Origin of the sequence: Micromonospora eburnea (genome assembly GCF_900090225.1) — a bacterium.
GTDB classification, from domain to species: domain Bacteria; phylum Actinomycetota; class Actinomycetes; order Mycobacteriales; family Micromonosporaceae; genus Micromonospora; species Micromonospora eburnea.
Genome location: NZ_FMHY01000002.1, coordinates 3,794,140 through 3,813,665 on the forward strand (window position 1 = coordinate 3,794,140; position 19,526 = coordinate 3,813,665).

A 19,526-nucleotide genomic window follows, 5' to 3' on the forward strand; every position below is an offset into this window, starting at 1 on the left:
TCCTGGTCTGCCCTGTCACGATCGGCGCCCGATCGGACATGGGGTGAGTGTGAGCTCCGGAACTGACCACGAGGACCGCTTCCGACGCGTGTACGCCAGCAACTTCCAGCCGCTGCTGGCGTACGCCCTGCGCCGCGCCGAGCAGCCCGAGGACGCGGCCGACGTCGTCGCCGAGACCTTCCTTGTCGCGTGGCGCCGTGGCCACGAGATGCCGGACGACGCCGAAGTCAGACTGTGGCTGTACGGCGTCGCCCGACGCGTGCTTGCCAACCACCGTCGCACCGGCCTACGCCGCGAGCGACTGGGTGAGCGGCTCAGACAGCGGATGAGAGACGTCGCCGCCACCGACCCGGGCAGCGAGGTACCCGAACGACTCGCCGTCCAGGCCGCGTTGGCCCGTCTCGGCGAACTGGACCGGGAGGTGCTGACGCTCACCGTCTGGGAGGGCCTGGAGCCGCGCGAGGTGGCGGCGGTCCTTCGGGTGAGCCCCGCCGTGGTCCGAACCCGCCTGTCACGCGCGCGAGCCAGACTGCGCGATCTCGTCAGTGACGACCTCGCCCCACCCGGACATGTACTCGACGTCCTGACCGCACCCGCCCCGATGGAGGGCCGATGACCGACGAGCACTTCGACCAGCTGGTCCGGAACGCCGACCCCTACCGGCCCGACATCATCGGACACCTCGGCGGGGCACAGCAGGCCCTCCTGGAGGAGATCACGGCCGTGCCACCCCTCCATCAACTCCTCGAACCACCGCGCCCGCGCACCCCGGCGCCCCGCGGCATGGTCCGCCGCACGGCCGGTGCGCTGGCCGCGGCCGCGGTGCTCGCCGGCGTCCTGGCCGCGCCCGCCGTGCTCCCCGAGCATCCGGACGACAGCCCGGCCGCCCCCGCCGGCACCCCCATCGTGTACTCGGCCGCAGCGATCAAGGCCGCCGAGGACAACCCGCGGCTGCTGATCAACCGGCCCGGCTGGAAGGTGACAACCGTCTACGGGTTCGCCGAGCAGGAGGGCACCATCAGGTTCCGCGACAACAGGCGGGAGCTGGAGATGAACTGGTATCCAGCCGGCTCGTACGAGGGCTTCTACGCCGACCGGCTCAGGGTCAGCAAACCGGAACCGGTGACGGTCGACAGTTGGCCGGGTGACCTCTTCATCTACAACACCGGCGACTTCGAGGTTCTGCTTCGCCCTCGCGACGGTGTCATCGTCGCGCTCCGGACCAGCGGCAACTGGACGCGGGACAGCCTCGGTCGGGTGCTCTCCGACGTCGTACGCGTCGACGCCCGCACCTGGCTGGCCGCGCTTCCGGCGCAGGTCGTCACGCCGGACCGGGTGGCCGCTGAGGCGGCCAGGGTGCTCGCCGACGTGCCGCTTCCGCCAGAGTTCGACACCGCCACGCTCGGTGACATCGGCGCGAACGTCCCCTACCATTTCGGCGCCGAGGTGATCGGCCGCGTTGGCTGCGCGTGGATCGCGGAATGGCTACGCGCCAAGCGGACCGGCGACGACGCCGCACTCCAGCGGGCCACCGACGCCTTGCGCGGCAGCCACCGGTGGCGGGTGCTGCACCAGATGAACGAGAAGGGTGACTGGCCGGAGGTGTTCTGGGAGATCGCCGACGACGTCGTCGCCGGGAACCCGCCGGCCACGTACGCCCAGGGGTTGGGCTGTTCCTAGTCGCTCGTGCGCTGAGCCGGCCCCTCCCCACCGCTCACGTATCGGCCAGCCCGGGGACGGGGCACCTACGTCGCCGAGCGCCCCGGACAGTAAGGTTCTCGCTTCCTGCGAACCTGATGGCGTAAACGAATCACGCACTCGGCCGGAGCCCGCCTGATTCGTTTACGCCATCAGGTTCAAAGGGCCCGACAAGCACGACTGCTCCCGCCGTGAGCAGTGGTGCCGGCCGGTCGACAGCCACGAACCGTTCAGTCATGCCTGATCGACATCTCAACCGAGGGGCGAGTACGCGCCATCAGCATGGAGCGGCATTGGCCGCGTATCGGACAGCCTTCGGTTCGCCGAGTAGAACATCCGGCCTGATCAGTGGCTATTGAAGATCATCGGTTTGACGGATCGGGGTCTCCGGACAGCGATCGACAAGGGTCGGTTGCTCGGCTCACCCATTGCTCCCCGACCGAGGCCGTGTGATTGTGCTCCAGCGAGCCCGCCAACCCCCGGCGGCTCGGACGGTCGATCTGTCGAACCGGGGCCACGCCGGCAGCTCCGGAGACCGGCCGCCACCTTGCCTCGCAACCCACGTCACGCGCCCCGACCGGGCTCCGCGTGCCCAGGAACAGGAGCACACCCCCTTGAAGCTCTCACCCCGCCTCGCCGCGCTCTCGGGCGCGGCCGCGGCCGGCCTGATCGCCGCCGGCACCGCCGCGGCCGTGCAGGCCGCGCCCCCCAGCTCCAGCCCCGACCCCGCCCAGGCCCGCGTGCTCGCCGCCAACTCGGCCAGCGCGTTGGTCGCCGGCCGGCCCGCCTACCTGCACGCCAGCGCCGACGAGGCGTTCGTGCAGCAGCAGGTCATCTCCTCCGAAGGCACCCAGTACGTGCCCTACGAGCGCACCTACAAGGGACTGCCGGTCGTCGGCGGCGACTTCGTGCTGGCCACCGACGCGGCCGGCAACCTGAAGTACGCCTCCGTCGCCCAACAGCGGAGCATCGGCAGCCTCGCCGTCACGCCGAAGGTGACCTCGGCCAGCGCCGCGAAGACCGCGCGCGCCCAGCTCGCAACGGTGAGCACCGTCGAGGGCACCACGCTGGTCGTCTACACGCTCGGCGCCCAGCCGGCCCTGGCCTGGGAGACCACCGTCCGCGGGACCGACGCCGAGGGCCCCAGCCGGCTCACCGTCGACGTCGACGCGTTGACCGGCGCCGTCCTGCGTACGCAGGAGCACATCGTGTACGGCACCGGCACCGGCGCGTGGAACGGCCCGAGCCCGCTCACGCTCAACACCACGCTGTCGGGCAGCACATACTCCATGAAGGACCCGAGCGTCACCAACCTGAGCTGTCAGGACGCCGCCAACAACACGACGTTCAGCAAGTCGACCGACGTCTGGGGCAACGGCACCGCCACCAACAAGGAGACCGGCTGCGTCGACGCGCTGTTCGCCGCGCAGACTGAGCACAAGATGCTCTCGCAGTGGCTCGGCCGCAACGGCGCCAACGGCAGCGGCGGCGCATGGCCGATCCGGGTGGGCCTGAACGACCAGAACGCCTACTACGACGGCACCCAGGTCCAGATCGGCAAGAACACCGCGGGCCAGTGGATCGGCTCGCTCGACGTGGTGGCCCACGAGATCGGCCACGGCATCGACGACAAGACCCCCGGCGGCATCTCCGGCGGGGGCACGCAGGAGTTCGTCGCCGACACCTTCGGCGCCGCGACCGAGTGGTTCGCCAACGAACCGGCCGCGTACGACGGGCCGGACTTCCTGGTCGGCGAAAAGATCAACCTGGTCGGCAGCGGCCCGATCCGCAACATGTACAACCCGTCGGCGCTCGGCGACCCGAACTGCTACTCCAGCAGCATCCCGAGCACCGAGGTGCACAAGGCAGCCGGCCCGGGCAACCACTGGTTCTACCTGCTGGCCATGGGCAGCAACCCGACCAACGGCCAGCCGACCAGCACCACCTGCAACGGCAGCACCGTGACCGGCCTGGGCATCCAGCCGGCCATCAAGATCATGTACAACGCGATGCTGCTGAAGACCTCGTCCTCGTCGTACCTGAAGTACCGCACCTGGACGCTGCAGGCGGCGAAGAACCTCTACCCGAACAGCTGCACCGAGTTCAACACCGTCAAGGCCGCCTGGGACGCGGTCAGCGTGCCGGCGCAGTCCGGTGACCCGACCTGCACCAGCGGCTCGCCGACGCCGACCCCGACCGCCTCGACGACCCCGCCGCCGGGCTGCTCGGGCCAGAAGCTGGCCAACCCCGGCTTCGAGTCCGGCAACGTGAGCTGGACCGCCACCTCCGGCGTCATCACCAACTCGACCGGCCAGGCGGCGCACAGCGGCTCGTACAAGGCGTGGCTCGACGGCTACGGCAGCGCCCACACCGACACCCTGTCGCAGTCGGTCACGATCCCGTCCGGCTGCCGGGCGACGCTCACCTTCTGGTTGCACATCGACACCGCGGAGTCGGGCTCCACGGCCTACGACAAGCTGACCGTCAAGGCGGGTAGCACCACCCTGGCCACCTACTCCAACGCCAACGCGGCCGTCGGCTACGTCCAGCGGTCCTTCGACATCTCGTCGCTGGCCGGCACGACCGCCACCATCTCGTTCAGCGGCGTGGAGGACAGTCTTCTGCAGACCTCCTTCGTCATCGACGACGCCGCGGTCAACCTCTCCTGATCACGGAAGAAGCGGCCGGCCGTCGTCCTCCCGGCGGCCGGCCGCTTCGTCGCGTCAGCCCGCGCCTCGTCCGTCCCAGGGCCGCCGGGAGCAGCCGGTAACCGCCCCGGACCGGGGGCGCCGCTCGCCTCAGCGGTCCGCCCGGGCGCCCACGTCACCGCCGCGGTTGAGCCGGGCCACAACGTCCTCCATCGCCCGGCTGAACAGCTCCATCTGCCGTACCGACTGCTCCTGGAGCCCGCCGAGCCGCGCGGCGAGGGCGTCGACGTCGGCCCGCGCCGAGGCGCTGACCTGGGCGTCGAGGTCGGCGAGGGCCGCGTTGACGGCCACCACGACGTGCCCGCAGACCACCTCCATGCCCGCCTCGGCCAACTGCGGGTCGACGGTGACGGACTCGAGCCGGCCACCCTGGACGACCACGGCGCGGACCTGGCCGGCGGCTGCGGAGCCCTCGGCGCGGAGCAACCGCCCCGGGTCGCCGTCGGGTTGCTCGGCCGCCCGGGACCGCATCGAGGACAGCGCCTGCTGCGTCTGGGTGAGCAGTTCGTCGAGGCTCGCGGCCGCGGAGAACGGGTCGTTGGTCATAGCCGCGCTTTCTTCACGTCTTTCCGGAGCACCGTGACCTTAGCAACCACGCCCGCCGCCGCCGACCCGGCCGGGCACGACGGCGTGCCCGGGCCGCCGTCACCCGAAGAGTGGCCACCCCGGGTGGGGGTGGCCACTCCACGTGGGCGACAGGCTGCCGCCCCACGACGGGTCAGGGCAGACGCAGTCGCTGGCCCGGGAAGATCCGGTCCGGGTCGTCACCGACCACCCGCCGGTTGCGCTCGTACAGCGCCTGCCAGCCGCCGGCGAGGTCGCGCGCGTCGGCGATCTCGGACAGGGTGTCACCGCGCTTGACCAGGTAGCTGTCGGTGCCGCCCGAGCTCGACGGGGTACGCCGGTGGCCGCGGGTCGCCGGCTGGCCGTCCCGCGACGCCCGCTCGCTGGTCGCCTTCTTCGGCGATCTGCGGCCGGCGGACTCCGACGTGGACGAGTGGTGCTTCGTCGAGCCGCCCTTGCGGCCGCAGACCGGCCAGGCACCGATGCCCTGCCCGTCCAGGACCTTCTCGGCGATGGCGATCTGCTCACCGCGGCTGGCCAGGTCGGCGCGGCTGGCGTACCGCTGGCCGCCGTAGCCGTTCCAGGTGCTCTTCGAGAACTGGAGTCCGCCGTAGTAGCCGTTGCCGGTGTTGATGTGCCAGTTGCCGCCGGACTCGCACTGCGCGATGGCGTCCCAGTTCACGCTGGACGCGCTCGCCGGTGCGGCCGGCGCGAGGATGGCGGCGGCGCCGGCGACGAGCGCTCCGATGGCGACCCGACGCCCGGTGACGCGTCGGCGACGTGCGACGTGTTCAGTTGCCATGTGGGTTCCTCCACGCCGACGAGGTGAGCTGTCGGGTTCGGGCCGAGGAGCCCGGCCGCCGGATCGGCGGCTTCACCCCGAGGTGTCGAGCACCGAGGAACATGTGGGTCCCCCGCTCCCGCCTGAGGTCCAGGTACCACAGGCCGGTGGCGGGATTAGGCGTTACCGGCCCGGGGTGTCCGCGATCGCGAACACAAACGACGTTAGGGACGATTTCGGATGATCGCCCACTTCTTGTGAAGTTCTTCACCCGGCCGGGCGAAGGCGTCGCGGACGAGTTGCGCACCGTCCGAAGGTGCCTTACAAGCCGCCTCAGCCGGAGACGGCAAAGCCGAAAAACCACCCTCTCCCTTCAGGACGGTGGCGGTCGGCCCACCAGGCATTTACCAGCCCCATCGCAACGGCCGATTGTGAACGACCTGTCGGTTCCGGGAGCGGCGGACGCGACGCCGGCGGCGCCGACTACCGTGGCGGGGTCCGGCGCGATCGCCGGGCCGGCTGAGCAGGCGGAGAATGATGACCGACTACGGACACGAACTGGTTTTCGGGGGCTTCCTCACCCCCACCGCGGCCCGACCGGAGCAGGTGGTGGCGCTGGCCAAGCTCTGCGAGCAGGCCGGCCTCGACCTGGTCACCTTCCAGGACCATCCGTACCAGCCGGGTTTCCTGGACACCTGGACGCTGATGTCGTTCGTGGCCGCGGCGACCAGTCGGGTCCGGCTGGCCGGCAACGTGCTCAACCTGCCCCTGCGCCAGCCGGTGGTGCTGGCGCGCAGCGTGGCCAGTCTGGACCTGCTCACCGGCGGCCGGGTCGAGCTGGGGCTCGGGGCCGGCGCGTTCTGGGAGGCGATCGAGGCGGTCGGCGGGCGACGGCTGAGCCCCGGGCAGGCGGTGGACGCCCTCGACGAGGCGATCCGGGTGATCCGCGAGGTCTGGGACGCCGATCGGCGCGGCATGGTCCGGGTCGAGGGCGAGCACTACCGGGTGGTCGGGGCGAAGCGGGGGCCGTCACCGGCCCACCCGGTGGGGATCTGGGTGGGCGCGTACAAGCCGCGGATGTTGCGGCTGGTCGGCCGCGCGGCGGACGGCTGGCTGCCGTCGCTGTCGTACCTGCCGAACGGGCCGGCGGAGTTGCCGGAGCTGAACACGCTGATCGACGAGGGCGCCGAGGCGGCCGGCCGCGACCCTCGCGCGGTGCGGCGGCTGCTCAACGTCTCCGGCCGGTTCGCCCGGTCCTCCACCGGTTTCCTGGCCGGGCCTCCCGCGCAGTGGGTGGAGGAACTGGCCGGGCTCACCCTGGACCTCGGCATCTCCACGTTCATCCTCGGCGCCGACGACCCCACCACGATCCAACTCTTCGCGCAGGAGGTGGCGCCCGCGGTCCGCGAACTGGTCGCCGCCGAACGCACCGAACCCGGCACCCGCGCCGCGGCCACCGAGGAACAACGCGAGGCGGTCGAGGCCGGCGGCGCCGCCGCGCTCGCCGTCGCCCCCACCCCCGACCCCGGGGTACGACTGACCGACCATCAGCTCTGGGACGAGTCGACCCGCCCGGCCGCCCCGCCCGCTCCGGCCGGCCACGTCTACACCCCGCACGCCCAGGCCGTCGGGGCGCACCTGGTGGACGTGCACGACCACCTGCGGCAGGAGCTGTCGCAGGTGCGCGACCTGCTCGAACAGGTCAAGCGCGGAGTCGTCTCCGCCGGCGCGGCCCGGGCCGTGCTCAACCAGATGACCATGCGGCAGAACAACTGGACGCTGGGGGCGTACTGCGCCGCGTACTGCACGGTGGTCACCCAGCACCACGGGCTGGAGGACAACTCGATCTTCCCGCATCTGCGACGCGCGGAGCCCGGGCTGGGCCCGGTGCTCGACCGCCTGGAGGCGGAGCACGTGGTGATCCACGACGTGGTGGAGGGAGTGGACCGCGCCCTGGTCGACCTGATCCGCAACCCGGGGGACTTCACCCGGCTTCAACAGGCGGTGGATGTCCTCACCGACACCCTGCTGTCGCACCTGTCCTACGAGGAGCGCGAGATCGTGGAGCCGCTGGCCCGCCACGGCTTCTACGCCGGCCAGGTCTGACGCCTCGAAGGCCGCGCGACCCCGGCGTCCGGCAGTCGCAGACCGCCCCATCACACCGACCGATCCTCACATTAGCGCAGGTCAGATAGGTCGAGCTACGGTTGGCCGCAGAGGTGATGGCAATGGCTGTGATCTATGCCGACCTGTCGTACCACGACTGGAACCGCGTCAAGGGCGAGTTCAACTGGACCGCGGTTCTCCGGGCCACCTCCCCCGTCCTGTGCCTGCGGGCAACCTACGGCGACCCGCAGGGATTCAACCCGCCCAGCCCACATGTCAGCGAGATGGCACAGGGTGCGAACCGCGCGGGCTTCGACGTGATCGGCGGCTACCACAACCTGATCAGAGGCGACCAGGCCAGCACCAACCGGCAGGTCGACTACCTGCGTCGCACCCTCGACGGGATCGGCGCGGTGTGGGCGATGCTCGACGTCGAGCGTTACCCGGAGCTGGTCGCCAACGGACTGTGGCCGCGCTTCGACGACGTACGCCGGTTCGTGAACCGCTGGCACGCCGTCGACCAGCGGGTGCTGGCGATCTACCTACCGAAGTGGAACTGGGACGGAAACCTCGGCCGGCCCGATCTCCGGCCGCTCAACGCACCCCTGGTCGCCAGCGACTACGGCAGCAACCCCACCGGCACACCCGCCGCCGTCTACGCGCGGGGCGGTGGGGACGGCGGCCGGGGCTGGGCCGCGTACGGCGGGGTGACCCCGTCGATCTGGCAGTACGGGTCGAACGTGACCTGCCCCGGCGCGTCCGGCCAGACCGACTGCAACGCATACCGCGGCACGCTCGCCCAACTGCGAGCCCTGTTGACGAAGGACGACACCATGACCCCCGCCGAGTTCTCCGCGATCCTGTCCGACCCGACCGTCGCCGCGCAGATGCGCAGGCTGCCCTGGCAGTACACCGGTGGCGGCCTCCCCGCCGGCATGTCGGCGCTGAGCGTGCTCAACGACCTCTACCAGACCACCCATGCCGCACCGACCGCCGCCGCGATCGCCGCGGCGACCGTACAGGCGCTCGGCGGGCAGTCCCCGGCCGACGCCGCCACCGCGATCGTCGCCGCGATCGGCAAGGAAAAGGCCGCGGCCCTCGCCGCGGCCCTCGCCACGGCCAGCCAGTGAATGGTGGGGGTCGTCGCCGGGAGGTGACCCCGCCCGGCCGCGGCGTGGCTGCCGCGGCCGGCGGAGGCGACGACTACAGCGCCCGGGCGAGCCGGTCGGCGAGGATCCGGGTGAACCGGGACGGGTCGGCCAGTTCCCCGCCCTCGGCGAGCAGGGCCATGCCGTAGAGCAGCTCGGCGGTCTCGCCGAGGGCGCTCTGGTCGCCGCCCTGCTCGTGCGCCTTACGCAGCCCGGTGACCAGCGGGTGGGTCGGGTTGAGTTCGAGGATCCGCTTGACCTGCGGCACCTCCTGCCCCATCGCCCGGTACATCTTCTCCAGCGTCGGCGTCATGTCGTGCGCGTCGCCGACGACGCAGGCGGGCGAGGTGGTCAGCCGCGAGGAGAGCCGGACCTCCTTGACGCTGTCCGCGAGCGCGCCGCTCATCCAGGTGAGCAGATCGGCGTACTCCTTGCGCTCGGTCTCGGCCTTCTCCTTCTCCTCGTCGGTCTCCAGGTCGACCTGGCCCTTGGCCACCGAGCGCAGCGTCTTCCCGTCGTACTGGCCGACCCGCTCGACCCAGACCTCGTCGACCGGGTCGGTCAGGATCAGCACCTCGTAGCCCTTGGCCCGGAACGCCTCCAGGTGCGGCGAGTTCTCGATGGTGGCCCGGTTCTCGCCGGTGGCGTAGTAGATCTCGGTCTGGCCGTCCTTCATCCGCTCGACGTAGTCGCGCAGCGTGGTCAGCTCGGCCGGATCGTGGGTGGAGGCGGCCCGGACCAGGTCGAGCAGGGCTTCGGTGTTGTCCGGGTCTTCGAGCAGCCCCTCCTTGACCGCCGCGCCGAACTCGGCCCAGAAGGTGCGGTAGGACTCGGCCGACATCTCCTTGAGGGTGGCGAGGACCTTCTTGACCAGCCGGCGGCGGACGGCGCGGATCTGCCGGTCCTGCTGGAGGATCTCCCGGGAAATGTTCAGCGACAGGTCGTGCGCGTCCACCACACCCTTGACGAAGCGCAGGTAGTTGGGCATCAGCGCGTCGCAGTCGTCCATGATGAACACGCGCTTGACATAGAGCTGCACGCCGCGCCGGCCCTGTGGGGAGAAGAGATCGAGCGGGGCGTGCGACGGCAGGAAGAGCAGGGCCTCGTACTCGAAGGTGCCCTCGCCCCGCATGTGGATGGTCTCCAGGGGGTCGGCCCAGTCGTGCGCGACGTGCCGGTAGAACTCCTTGTACTCGGCCTCGTCGACCTCGTCGCGCGAGCGGGCCCAGAGCGCCTTCATCGAGTTGAGCGTCTGCTCCTCGCGGGTGGTGGCGCCGTCCTCGCCCGACCGTTCCACGGTCATCCGGATCGGCCAGGCGATGAAGTTGGAGTAGCGCTTGACGATCTCCCGGATCGTCCACTCGGCGGTGTAGTCGTGCAGGTTGTCCTCGTCGTCGGCGGGCTTGAGGTGCAGGGTGACCGAGGTGCCCTGCGGGGCCTCGTCGACCGCCTCCACGGAGTAGGTCCCCTCGCCGGTGGACTCCCAGCGGGTGCCGCCGCTCTGCCCGGCGCGGCGGGTCAGCAGGGTGACCTTGTCGGCCACCATGAACGTGGCGTAGAAGCCAACACCGAACTGGCCGATCAGCTCCTGATTGGCGGCGGCGTCCTTCGACTCGCGCAGCTTGCGCAGCAGCTCGGCGGTGCCGGACTTGGCGATCGTGCCGATCAGCCCGACCACCTCGTCGCGGGACATGCCGATACCGTTGTCCCGCACGGTCAGCGTGCGGGCCTCCTTGTCGACCTCGATCTCGATGTGCAGGTCTTCCGTGTCGACCGTGAGGTCCTTGTCGACCAGCGACTCCAGCCGCACCTTGTCCAGCGCGTCGGACGCGTTCGAGATGAGTTCGCGCAGGAAGACGTCCTTGTTCGAGTAGATTGAGTGGACCATCAGCAGAAGCAGCTGACGAGCCTCGGCCTGGAACTCCAACGTCTCGACCCGGTCGCTCACACCGACTCCTTTCCACCTGGCGAGGATTCCGCCGGAAAGGATACGAGGCGTGACGGCGGTGGCACAGCCGGGTCGTACGGGTGGGCACCGAGCCGACGATGCCCTCACCCAGCGCGACACTTACGAACGACATCCGCGTTTGCGGTGAATACTCCTTTCGCCGGAGTATCCCGTCTTCGTCCGTTAGCTTCGAGGGCACGCACGGGCTCCCTGAGCACGGACAGAGGTGACTTGCGGTGTTCGACGGGTTCGAGGAGTTCGACCTGACGACGTCGGGTACGACGATTCACGGCCGCCGCGGCGGTAGCGGGCCTCCCGTCCTCCTGCTGCACGGCATTCCCGAGACGCACCTCATGTGGCACCGGGTGGCGCCCCGGCTCGCCGAGCACCACACCGTCGTCGCCACCGACCTACGGGGCTACGGCGACAGCGGCAAACCGCCGAGCACCGCGGACCACGAGCCCTACAGCATGCGCGCGATCGCTCGCGACCAGCTCGAAGTCATGCGGGGGCTCGGCTATCACCAGTTCCGACTTGTCGGCCATGATCGCGGCGCGCGGTGCGCGTACCGGCTCGCGTTGGACGCTCCGGACGCGGTCACCCGGCTGGCCGTCCTGGATGTCGTGCCCACCGGCGACGCCTATCGCCGGGCGGACATGCGGTTCAGCCTCGGGTACTGGGTGTGGTCCTTCCTGGCGGCACCGGAGCCGGTGCCCGAGCAGCTCATCGGCGCGGCGCCCGACGTCCTGGTCAACTACATGCTCGACAGTTGGCCGGAGGTGAAAGACGTGTTCCCGGCCGAGATACGGGCGGAGTACGTACGGAAGTTCACCGATCCCGCGACCGTGCACGCCATCTGTGAGGAGTACCGGGCGTCGACGACCCTGGACTACCAGCACGACGAGGCCGACCGGGGCAACCGGAAGATCACCTGCCCGGTGCTCTGTCTCTGGGGCCGGCAGGGACTGGTCGCCGCGTTGTACGACGATCCGCTGGCCATCTGGCGAGAGTGGGCCGACGACGTTCGTGGCGAGCCCGTTCCCGTCGGGCACTTCATCCCGGAGGAAGCCCCCGAACAGACCGCCCGGCAGCTCCTGGACTTCCTCGGTTAGCCGCCAAGAGCCGAACCCACCTGGTCCAACCAGTTGACGGGTTGATGTGTCGGAGGCCACACTGCCGACGTGACGTTCGCCCCCGTTCCCCGCGCCTCGGTCTCCGACCACGTCTTCGGCCAGCTCCGCGACGCCATCCTCAGCGGCCGCTACCGGCCCGAGGAGACGCTGCCCGGCGAACGCGAGCTGGCTGCCGCGTTCGCGGTCAACCGGCACGCCGTCCGGGAGGCGCTGCGCCGGCTCCAACAGCTCGGCCTGGTCCGGGTCAGCCAGGGCGACGCGACCCGGGTGCTGGACTGGCGGGTGCACGCCGGGCTGGACCTGGCGCTCTCGCTGGCCCGGTCCGCAGACGTACTCCCGGTCGAGACGCTGGTCCGCGACATGCTGGAGATGCGGGCCTGCGTCGGCATCGACGCCGCCCGGCTCTGCGCCGAACGCGGCGACCCGGCGGTCACCGCCGCCCTGGTCCAGGCCGCCGAGGAGTACGCCTTGCTCACGCCCGACCTGCCCCGGATGGACGAGGCCAACATCGCGGTCTGGCGGCTGATCGTGCGAGGCAGCGGTAACACCGCCTACCTACTGGCCTTCAACAGCCTGGTGGCCGGCGCCTTCGCCCTCGGCGAGGTCCCGCCCGACGCGCGCGCCGCCGAACTGCTCGACGTCGCCGGGCATCGCCGGCTCGCCGCCGCCATCGCGGCCGGCCAGGGCGCGGAAGCCGCTCGGCACGCCCAGGCCCTGTTGACCGCCCCGGTCACCACCCCCACCACCCCCGTCCCCCGAAGGGAAGCCTGAGCATGATCCCCGCCGTGCTCTACGCCGTCCCGGCGTTCCTGTTGCTCGTCATCATCGAGGCGGTCTCCTACCGGTTCCTCCCCGACGACGACGAACGCGGCTACGAACTGCGCGACACCACCACCAGCCTGTCGATGGGCCTGGGCAGCCAGCTCATCGGCGTGCCGTGGAAACTGCTGACCGCCGGCCTCTACGCGGCGCTGTGGCTGGTGGCGCCGATCCACCTCTCCCCCGGCGACTGGTGGACCTGGGTGATCGTCTTCTTCGCCGACGACATCGCCTACTACTGGTTCCACCGGCTGCACCACGAGGTACGCGTGCTCTGGGCCAGCCACGTGGTGCACCACTCCAGCGTCTACTACAACCTCTCCACGGCGCTGCGGCAGAGCTGGACCCCGATGACCTCGCTGCCGTTCTGGCTGCCCCTGGCGCTGCTCGGCATCCCGCCATGGATGATCTTCCTACAGCAGTCGATCAGCCTGCTGTACCAGTTCTTCCTGCACACCGAGCGGATCAACGTGCTGCCCCGACCGATCGAGCTGCTGTTCAACACGCCGTCGCACCACCGGGTCCACCACGGCTCCAACGCCGAGTACCTGGACCTCAACTACGGTGGCATCCTCATCGTCTGGGACCGGCTCTTCGGCACCTTCGAGCCGGAACGGGCCGCCGTCCGGTACGGGCTGACCAAGAACATCAACACGTACAACCCACTGCGGGTGGCCACGCACGAGTTCGCCGCGATCTGGGCCGACGCCCGTGCCGCCCGTACCTGGCGGCACCGCCTCGGCTACGTCTTCGGCCGTCCCGGTTGGCAGCCGGCCCGATGAGGCGTCCCTGGCTGCCCCTGTTCGGGCTCGCCACGGTGGTCGAACTGGTCGGCGTCGCGCTGGACTCGACCGCCACGGAGTGGCTGGCCAAACCGCTGCTGGCGCCGCTGCTGCTGGCGTACCTCTGGTCGGCACGGCGGCGGGTCGACGGCGTCGCGGTCGGCCTGGTGTTCGCCACCGCCGGGGACGTGGCCCTGCTGGTGCCGGGTCAGACCGCGTTCCTGGCCGGCATGGGCTGTTTCCTGGTCACCCAGCTCGCCCTACTCACCGCGTTCCTCCGGCACCGCCGGCCGCCGGTCGTGGCGGCGCTGGCGTACCTGGTGGTCTGGGCGGGGGCGAACGCCCTGCTCCAGGGCACACTGGGGGCACTCTGGCTGCCGGTGCTCGGCTACAGCCTGGCGCTGTCCCTGATGGCCGCCGCCGCGACCGGGGTGTCCCGGCGGGTGGCGATCGGCGGGGCGCTCTTCCTCGGGTCGGACCTGCTGATCGGGCTCGGTGCCGCGGGCATCCACCTGCCCGGCCAGGGCCTGCTGGTGATGTCGACGTACGCGGCGGCCCTGCTGCTGATCACCACCGGCTGGGTCACCGCGACGAACGCCGCCGACCGCCCGTCGCCGGTCCGGCGTGATCCACTCCAGATCGCCTGACTGACGCAAGAAGATGACCCACGCGAACGCTCCGTCCGCCCGGTCGAAAGTCGCTTGCGGCGCTCGGTGGGCTCCGCGAGGGTGGTGCCATGACGTTCTGACGGCAGCACCCTCCAGCACTCTGATGCCCCACGGCACCGATCGGTGCCGTGCTGCCGTCTGCCCACACCCTTCTGCCAGAAGCGAGCGTCTTTGTCTCAGCAGCACCTGCCGGGGTCCGCCCCGGCCACCCTCACCGTGTTCGCGTCACCCACCAGTTGGATCGAGTCCGACGCCATCGCGCAGTGCCACCAGGTGGCCGCCCTCGACGGCATGATCCACGTCGCCGCCATGCCGGACCTGCACCCCGGCAAGGGCGCGCCCATCGGGGCGGCCATGACCTCGACCGTGTTGTACCCGTTCCTGGTGGGCTCCGACATCGGATGTGGGATCGCCGTGTTCCCCATCAGGCTCAAGCGTGCCGTACCGGAAAGGCTCGCCGCCCGGTTTCCCGACCTCGACCGCCCGCTGGACCCGGAGCGGGACCCCGACGACCCGGCCTGGGCCGTCGCGGACGGAGACGTTCCCGCCGGTCACGTCGAGGGGCTGGGAACGGTCGGGCGGGGCAACCACTTCGTCGAGCTGGCCCGGATCGAGACCGTCTTCGAGCCGGAGCACGCGAACCGTCTCGGGCTCGACCCGGGCGACCTCGTGCTCGTCGTCCACAGTGGTTCCCGTGGGCTCGGCGAGCGGATCCTGCGGGCGCACACCGAGGTCCACGGCGCGGGCCCCGCCCCCGATGCCGCCGCCTACCTGGCGATGCATGACGACGCCGTCCGCTGGGGCTCGCTCAACCGCCGGCTGCTGGCCGCCCGGGTCGCCCACGCACTGGGGGCCGAGCCCACCGCGCCAATCGTCGACCAGTGCCACAACCTGGTCGAGTTCCGCGACGGGAGCTACCTGCACCGCAAGGGCGCGGCGCCGGGTGACGGCCGTGACGTGCTGATCGCCGGCACGCGAGGCACCCGTTCCTACCTCGTGGCCGCCCATGCCGGCCCGGACGCCAACCACTCGGTGGCGCACGGCGCGGGCCGCAAGATGTCCCGCGCCGACGCGCTGCGCCGCGGCCGGGCCAAGCACACCGTCGAGGAACTGCGCCGTACCCCGGTGGGGTCACTGGTGGTGTGCGGCGACCGCCAACTGCTCTTCGAGGAGGCACCGACCGCCTACAAGCGCATCGAGCAGGTGATCAGTGACCTCGTCGAACACGACCTGGCCACCCCCGTGGCCACGACGGTGCCCCTGGTCACCTACAAGACGCCCGACATCGGGTCCGGGCCCCGGCCCGACCGCCGGGACAGCCGCCGCCGGCGAGGCCGGCCGTGAGCGTACACCTGCTCATGTCGGCCGGGCGTGGCCCGCAGGAGTGCGCCTGGGCGCTGGCCCGGCTGGTGTGCCGGCTGGAGCTCGACGCCACCCGGCACGGCCTGACGACCGAACGGGTCCAGATCGTGCCGGGCGACCGGCCCGACACCTACCGGTCGGTCCTGGTGCGGATCTCCGGCGCCGCCGCGGAGGCCTTCGCCGCCGCCTGGTCCGGGACACTCTGCTGGCAGGCCCCCAGCCCCTACCGGGCGAGCGCCGGCCGGAAGAACTGGTACGTCATCGCCCAGCCGTGCCAGGTCGACACCCCGGCCACGGCGTTCTCCGAGGCCGACGTCGAGGTCGTCGCCTGCCGGACCGGCGGCCCCGGGGGTCAGCACCGGAACAAGGCGAGCACGGCGGTGCGCGCCACCCACCGGCCCTCGGGCCTCGTCGTCGTGGTCGACACCGAACGGCAGCTCAGTCTCAACCGCCGGATCGCCCTGCGGTTGCTACGTGAGCGCATCGAGCGCGGGGATGAGGCGGCACGGCGGGCCGTCACCGCCGGCCGCTGGCGCGTCCACGACGAGCTGGTACGCGGCGACCCCACCCGCGTCGAACGTCCCGGCCCGTCGGAACAGGCAGGCCGGTCATGAGGTGCCAGACGCCGGGGTCGACGCCAGCCGCGCGGACCTGGACCAGCACCTGGCCGTCGCCGGGCGGCGGTACGACGATGTCGGCGAGGCGGAGCACGTCAGCCGAGCCGTACCGGTCCTGCACGATCGCCTCTCACGATTCCTCCTGCGGGTACTCGAACACGTCGGTGAGGGGCACTCCGAACACTTCGGCGATCTGGAAGGCCATCTCCAGCGAGGGCGAGTAGCGGCCCTGCTCGATGGCGATGACGGTCTGCCGGGTGACCCCGACCCGGCGGGCCAACTCGGCCTGGGTCATCTCGTCGTTGGCGAACCGCAGCGCCCGGATGGAATTGGTGATCCGGGTCGGCTTCACCACGACTGGAACCCCCGCCGGTAGGCGACGATCTTCGCGGCCGAGCCGACCACCGCGGAGAGCACGAAGCCCAGGTAGATGACGTTGGCGATCCAGAACTGGTCCCGGTCGGCCAGGGCCATGGCCAGACCTACGCAGGGCAACCTCCAGCGTCAGAGCGGCCGGCCCGGAGGCCCTAGAGTGGCAACCCGTGGTGGTGGATGGCGCGCGGTCCGGACGGCCGAGCGTTGTCCGCACCCTGTTCTTCCTGGGCGTCGTGTGTTTCGCCGTGGGCATCGCGAACGCCGTGGTCATGCCCTTCCTGTCGCTCTTCCTGAGCACGGCGGTGCATGCCGACCCGGTCCAGATCACGATATTTCTCCTGGTCGCACCGCTGTCGGGCGTGGTCGGGGCCACGCTGATCGGATGGCTGTCGGACCGCTGGGCGATCCGCCGGGCGCTGCTCGTCGGGGCCTCGCTGGCCGGGCTGATCAACGCCGCGCTGACCGCGTACATCCGTGACTACCGGGTCCTGGTGGCGCTGGCGGTGACCTTGGCGCCACTCTCCGCGGCGCTGTTTCCGCAGGCCTTCGCCTACGCCCGTCAGGTCCTGTCCGGCGCGGACCCCGGTCGCGCCGCGATGGGCATCAGCACCCTGCGGACGGTCTTCTCGCTCTCGTGGGTGGTTGGCCCACCCCTGGCGGCGCTCCTGCTGAGCGGCGGAGGTTTCCGGTTCCTCTACGTGAGCGCGGCGGCCATGTTCGGGCTCGCCGGGCTCGCGTCGATCGTCGGCCTGAAGCAGGTCGCCACCCCGACAGTCGCCACCGGCGGGCCGGCGAACGACGTCCCCACCACGTCGCGGTCGACGCTGCTGCTGACCTTGGTGGCGTTCGTCATGCTGAGCTGCCCGCTGACCCTGGCCGTGCAGGCCCTCCCGTTGTTCATCAGCACCGACCTCGGCGGCGACGCGGCCCAGGCCGGCCCCGTCCTCGGTCTCTGCGCCGCCCTGGAGATCCCCCTGATGCTGGCCCTGGGCGCCCTGGGCACCCGGATCCGCGTACGCGTACTGCTGCTCGCCGGGGCCGCCTGCGGTGTCACGTACTACGCGTTGGCCAGCGTCGCCTCGTCCCTGGCGATGCTGGCCGTCGGGCAGCTCGCCAACGCCGCCTTCATCGCGGCGGTGTCCGGCATCGGCATCTCGTACCTGCAGGACCTGCTGCCGCAGCGCCCCGGGCAGGCCACGACCCTGTTCACCAACTGCCACCCGATCGGCGCGATGCTGGCCGGTCCGCTGTTGGGCCTGGCCCAGCACTACGGCTTCCGCCTCGCGTACGGCGTGTCGGCCGTACTGTGCGCTGCCGGGCTGCTGCTCCTGCTCGTCGTACGGCCGCCGGCCACCGGACGGGTCGCCCCGGCGTACGCCGGCGGGACGGCCCGCCCGCCTGCCCGAACGGGTTGACCGCCCGAGCGGGGTCCTGGTCGATCAGCGCCGCGATCTCACCGGCACGCGCGCAGCGAGGCCGGGGGACGGCCCGCTCGTCGGCGAACCGGGGTCGGTGTGGAGCGCGACGCCGACCAGGCCGGCCCCGCGTCGCTCGACCCCAGGCCCACCAAGTGGTCGCTGTCAATGTTGCCGCTTGTTTTCCCGGTCCTTCTGTCGGTTCTGATCTGCTGGGGACATAGGCGCGGGCATGGCGGCGGAAGGGTGCCGGGGCGGTCGACCGGGGATCGGGCCGGATGCCAGCGCCGCGATTTGCGCCAGGTTGGAGACCCGCAATTCTCAACCGTGCTGGCGACGTACCCGAGACAGTCGCCACGAGGATACGGGCCGGACGGCCCGCCCGGCGAACATCTCACCGGGCGACCCGCTCGACAACGGCCCGCGACCGGCCCACCGGCAGCCGTTTGACGAGGTGCCACTTGCGGGCCCGCTACCCGTCCGATACAAATTGGACAGCGTGCTCAGCGCGTCGGAACAACGGCCAGAGTGGTCCGCCTACCTCATGGAGGCATGTCCATGGCATTGACGCCGGCGGCTGGCTCTGGTTGCAACGCCTCATCCACCCCGCCGCCACCAACTCAATCCCCGAGGCCGGTCAATTCCGAGGTCGAGTGGGACAGGTTCGACCCCCATGCCTACGTCCGCCACAACTACTCGGCACTGCGTGCCGACGATCGTGAAATCCTCTGCCGCGTCAGAGATTTCTTCGCCGAGGCGAAACTGACGGACGCACGCTGCGTCGACGTGGGGTCGGGAGCAAATCTCTATCCGGTGCTGCCCCTCCTGCCGTTCGCCCGGACCGTCGACCTGTGCGAGTGGTCTGCCGCCAACGTGAGCTGGTTGCGCACCCAGGTCGACCGCTACGACGAGCTCTGGGACCCGTACTGGCAGGTGTGCGCGGAGCACCCGGCGTATTCGGCGCTGACCGATCCGCGGGCCCGCCTGGCGCGGGTGGGCCGGGTGCGGAGAGCCAGCGTCTTCGACCTGCCCAGGCACGCCTGGGACGCCGGCACCATGTTCTTCGTCGCCTGCTCGATCTCGGCCGACCGGGCGGAATCCGAGCACGCGGTCGCCCGGTTCCTCGGGGCGCTACGGCCCGGCTCGCCCTTCGCCGCGGCGTTCATGCTCGGCTCCCGCGGCTACAGCGTCGGCCAACGCTGGTTCCCGGCGGTGAAGCTGCAACGCGCCGAGGTGGAGGCGAGCATCGCCGCCGGCGCGTACGACCTGGGCTTCCACGAGGTACGGCCGAAGCCACCGCTGCGCGACGGATACCTGAGCATGCTGCTGGCCACCGGCCGCACCCGAGGCTGACGCCGATGCCGCCCGGACGGACGAGGCGTCGGCGGCGCGAATCGGACGA

18 protein-coding genes and 1 riboswitch are annotated in these 19,526 nt (G+C 71.0%); of the genes, 13 read left to right on the plus strand and 5 right to left on the minus strand.

The features are described from left to right. Nucleotides 1–49: 49 nt before the first annotated feature. The 3 genes from GA0070604_RS17205 to GA0070604_RS17215 all read left to right on the plus strand — a co-directional run bounded on the left by GA0070604_RS17205 (nucleotide 50) and on the right by GA0070604_RS17215 (nucleotide 4,367). On the plus strand, nucleotides 50–616 hold the full coding sequence (locus GA0070604_RS17205) for an RNA polymerase sigma factor (RefSeq protein ID WP_091118905.1): 567 nt from the start codon (nucleotides 50–52) through the stop codon (nucleotides 614–616). Next, a complete protein-coding gene (locus GA0070604_RS17210; RefSeq protein WP_091118907.1) occupies nucleotides 613–1,680 on the plus strand; it encodes a hypothetical protein in 1,068 nt (355 codons plus the stop codon). Before GA0070604_RS17205 ends, GA0070604_RS17210 begins: the two co-directional genes overlap by 4 nt. A 632-nt stretch (nucleotides 1,681–2,312) precedes the next feature. Beyond that, complete coding sequence (locus GA0070604_RS17215; protein WP_091118910.1) at nucleotides 2,313–4,367, plus strand: M4 family metallopeptidase; 2,055 nt, start codon at nucleotides 2,313–2,315, stop codon at nucleotides 4,365–4,367. A gap of 129 nt (nucleotides 4,368–4,496) precedes the next feature. On the opposite strand, the gene GA0070604_RS17220 is transcribed toward GA0070604_RS17215, so the two are convergent. Next, the gene (locus GA0070604_RS17220) at nucleotides 4,497–4,952 is read right to left on the minus strand and encodes a YbaB/EbfC family nucleoid-associated protein (protein WP_091118912.1); all 456 of its coding nucleotides are present in this window, start codon (nucleotides 4,950–4,952) and stop codon (nucleotides 4,497–4,499) included. A 172-nt stretch (nucleotides 4,953–5,124) separates the two neighbouring features. After that, the gene (locus GA0070604_RS17225; RefSeq protein WP_091118914.1) at nucleotides 5,125–5,772 is read right to left on the minus strand and encodes a transglycosylase family protein; all 648 of its coding nucleotides are present in this window, start codon (nucleotides 5,770–5,772) and stop codon (nucleotides 5,125–5,127) included. Further along, nucleotides 5,771–5,944, minus strand: a riboswitch (cyclic di-AMP (ydaO/yuaA leader). Its footprint overlaps the gene before it by 2 nt. A 344-nt stretch (nucleotides 5,945–6,288) precedes the next feature. Between GA0070604_RS17225 and GA0070604_RS17230 the strand changes: the two genes are divergently transcribed. Both GA0070604_RS17230 and GA0070604_RS17235 read left to right on the plus strand, forming a co-directional pair. After that, a complete protein-coding gene (locus GA0070604_RS17230) occupies nucleotides 6,289–7,857 on the plus strand; it encodes an LLM class flavin-dependent oxidoreductase (protein WP_091118916.1) in 1,569 nt (522 codons plus the stop codon). Nucleotides 7,858–7,979: 122 nt separating this feature from the next. Continuing rightward, entirely contained in the window at nucleotides 7,980–8,987 is a 1,008-nt protein-coding gene (locus tag GA0070604_RS17235; protein WP_091118919.1) for a glycoside hydrolase family 25 domain-containing protein, read from the plus strand. A gap of 73 nt (nucleotides 8,988–9,060) precedes the next feature. On the opposite strand, the gene htpG is transcribed toward GA0070604_RS17235, so the two are convergent. Beyond that, nucleotides 9,061–10,953: a molecular chaperone HtpG gene (gene htpG, locus GA0070604_RS17240; RefSeq protein WP_091118922.1), complete on the minus strand. Its 1,893-nt coding sequence runs from the start codon at nucleotides 10,951–10,953 to the stop codon at nucleotides 9,061–9,063. Between the two features lie 236 nt (nucleotides 10,954–11,189). Between htpG and GA0070604_RS17245 the strand changes: the two genes are divergently transcribed. The 6 genes from GA0070604_RS17245 (at nucleotide 11,190) to prfH (ending at nucleotide 16,331) form a co-directional block, all read left to right on the plus strand. Beyond that, a complete protein-coding gene (locus GA0070604_RS17245) occupies nucleotides 11,190–12,065 on the plus strand; it encodes an alpha/beta fold hydrolase (protein ID WP_091118925.1) in 876 nt (291 codons plus the stop codon). Nucleotides 12,066–12,134: 69 nt separating this feature from the next. Continuing rightward, nucleotides 12,135–12,857: a FadR/GntR family transcriptional regulator gene (locus GA0070604_RS17250; protein ID WP_091118928.1), complete on the plus strand. Its 723-nt coding sequence runs from the start codon at nucleotides 12,135–12,137 to the stop codon at nucleotides 12,855–12,857. A 2-nt stretch (nucleotides 12,858–12,859) separates the two neighbouring features. Continuing rightward, the gene (locus GA0070604_RS17255; RefSeq protein WP_091118932.1) at nucleotides 12,860–13,687 is read left to right on the plus strand and encodes a sterol desaturase family protein; all 828 of its coding nucleotides are present in this window, start codon (nucleotides 12,860–12,862) and stop codon (nucleotides 13,685–13,687) included. Continuing rightward, nucleotides 13,684–14,334, plus strand: a complete 651-nt coding sequence (locus tag GA0070604_RS17260) for a lysoplasmalogenase family protein (RefSeq protein ID WP_091118937.1) — start codon at nucleotides 13,684–13,686, stop codon at nucleotides 14,332–14,334. The genes GA0070604_RS17255 and GA0070604_RS17260 overlap by 4 nt, the downstream gene beginning before the upstream one ends. A gap of 192 nt (nucleotides 14,335–14,526) precedes the next feature. Then, nucleotides 14,527–15,699, plus strand: a complete 1,173-nt coding sequence (locus GA0070604_RS17265; protein WP_091118941.1) for an RNA ligase RtcB family protein — start codon at nucleotides 14,527–14,529, stop codon at nucleotides 15,697–15,699. Continuing rightward, the gene (gene prfH, locus GA0070604_RS17270) at nucleotides 15,696–16,331 is read left to right on the plus strand and encodes a peptide chain release factor H (RefSeq protein ID WP_091118945.1); all 636 of its coding nucleotides are present in this window, start codon (nucleotides 15,696–15,698) and stop codon (nucleotides 16,329–16,331) included. The genes GA0070604_RS17265 and prfH overlap by 4 nt, the downstream gene beginning before the upstream one ends. Before the next feature lie 133 nt (nucleotides 16,332–16,464). On the opposite strand, the gene GA0070604_RS17280 is transcribed toward prfH, so the two are convergent. Further along, nucleotides 16,465–16,689, minus strand: a complete 225-nt coding sequence (locus GA0070604_RS17280; protein WP_244161956.1) for a helix-turn-helix transcriptional regulator — start codon at nucleotides 16,687–16,689, stop codon at nucleotides 16,465–16,467. Continuing rightward, nucleotides 16,683–16,808, minus strand: a complete 126-nt coding sequence (locus GA0070604_RS33940) for a hypothetical protein (RefSeq protein WP_279615689.1) — start codon at nucleotides 16,806–16,808, stop codon at nucleotides 16,683–16,685. Before GA0070604_RS33940 ends, GA0070604_RS17280 begins: the two co-directional genes overlap by 7 nt. A gap of 68 nt (nucleotides 16,809–16,876) precedes the next feature. Between GA0070604_RS33940 and GA0070604_RS17285 the strand changes: the two genes are divergently transcribed. Continuing rightward, the gene (locus GA0070604_RS17285) at nucleotides 16,877–18,124 is read left to right on the plus strand and encodes a sugar efflux transporter (RefSeq protein WP_244161957.1); all 1,248 of its coding nucleotides are present in this window, start codon (nucleotides 16,877–16,879) and stop codon (nucleotides 18,122–18,124) included. A gap of 558 nt (nucleotides 18,125–18,682) precedes the next feature. Then, nucleotides 18,683–19,477, plus strand: coding sequence for an SCO2525 family SAM-dependent methyltransferase (locus GA0070604_RS17290; protein WP_091127207.1), 795 nt, complete (start codon nucleotides 18,683–18,685; stop codon nucleotides 19,475–19,477). The last annotated feature ends 49 nt before the right edge of the window (nucleotides 19,478–19,526 follow it).

Bases quoted from the DNA above. Each gene is read 5' to 3' on its own strand.
- GA0070604_RS17210 (WP_091118907.1), top strand. From the start codon at position 613: ATGACCGACGAGCACTTCGACCAGCTGGTCCGGAACGCCGACCCCTAC.
- GA0070604_RS17220 (WP_091118912.1), bottom strand. From the start codon at position 4,952: ATGACCAACGACCCGTTCTCCGCGGCCGCGAGCCTCGACGAACTGCTC.
- GA0070604_RS17225 (WP_091118914.1), bottom strand. From the start codon at position 5,772: ATGGCAACTGAACACGTCGCACGTCGCCGACGCGTCACCGGGCGTCGG.
- GA0070604_RS17230 (WP_091118916.1), top strand. From the start codon at position 6,289: ATGACCGACTACGGACACGAACTGGTTTTCGGGGGCTTCCTCACCCCC.
- GA0070604_RS17235 (WP_091118919.1), top strand. From the start codon at position 7,980: ATGGCTGTGATCTATGCCGACCTGTCGTACCACGACTGGAACCGCGTC.
- GA0070604_RS17255 (WP_091118932.1), top strand. From the start codon at position 12,860: ATGATCCCCGCCGTGCTCTACGCCGTCCCGGCGTTCCTGTTGCTCGTC.
- GA0070604_RS17260 (WP_091118937.1), top strand. From the start codon at position 13,684: ATGAGGCGTCCCTGGCTGCCCCTGTTCGGGCTCGCCACGGTGGTCGAA.
- GA0070604_RS33940 (WP_279615689.1), bottom strand. From the start codon at position 16,808: ATGGCCCTGGCCGACCGGGACCAGTTCTGGATCGCCAACGTCATCTAC.
- GA0070604_RS17290 (WP_091127207.1), top strand. From the start codon at position 18,683: ATGGCATTGACGCCGGCGGCTGGCTCTGGTTGCAACGCCTCATCCACC.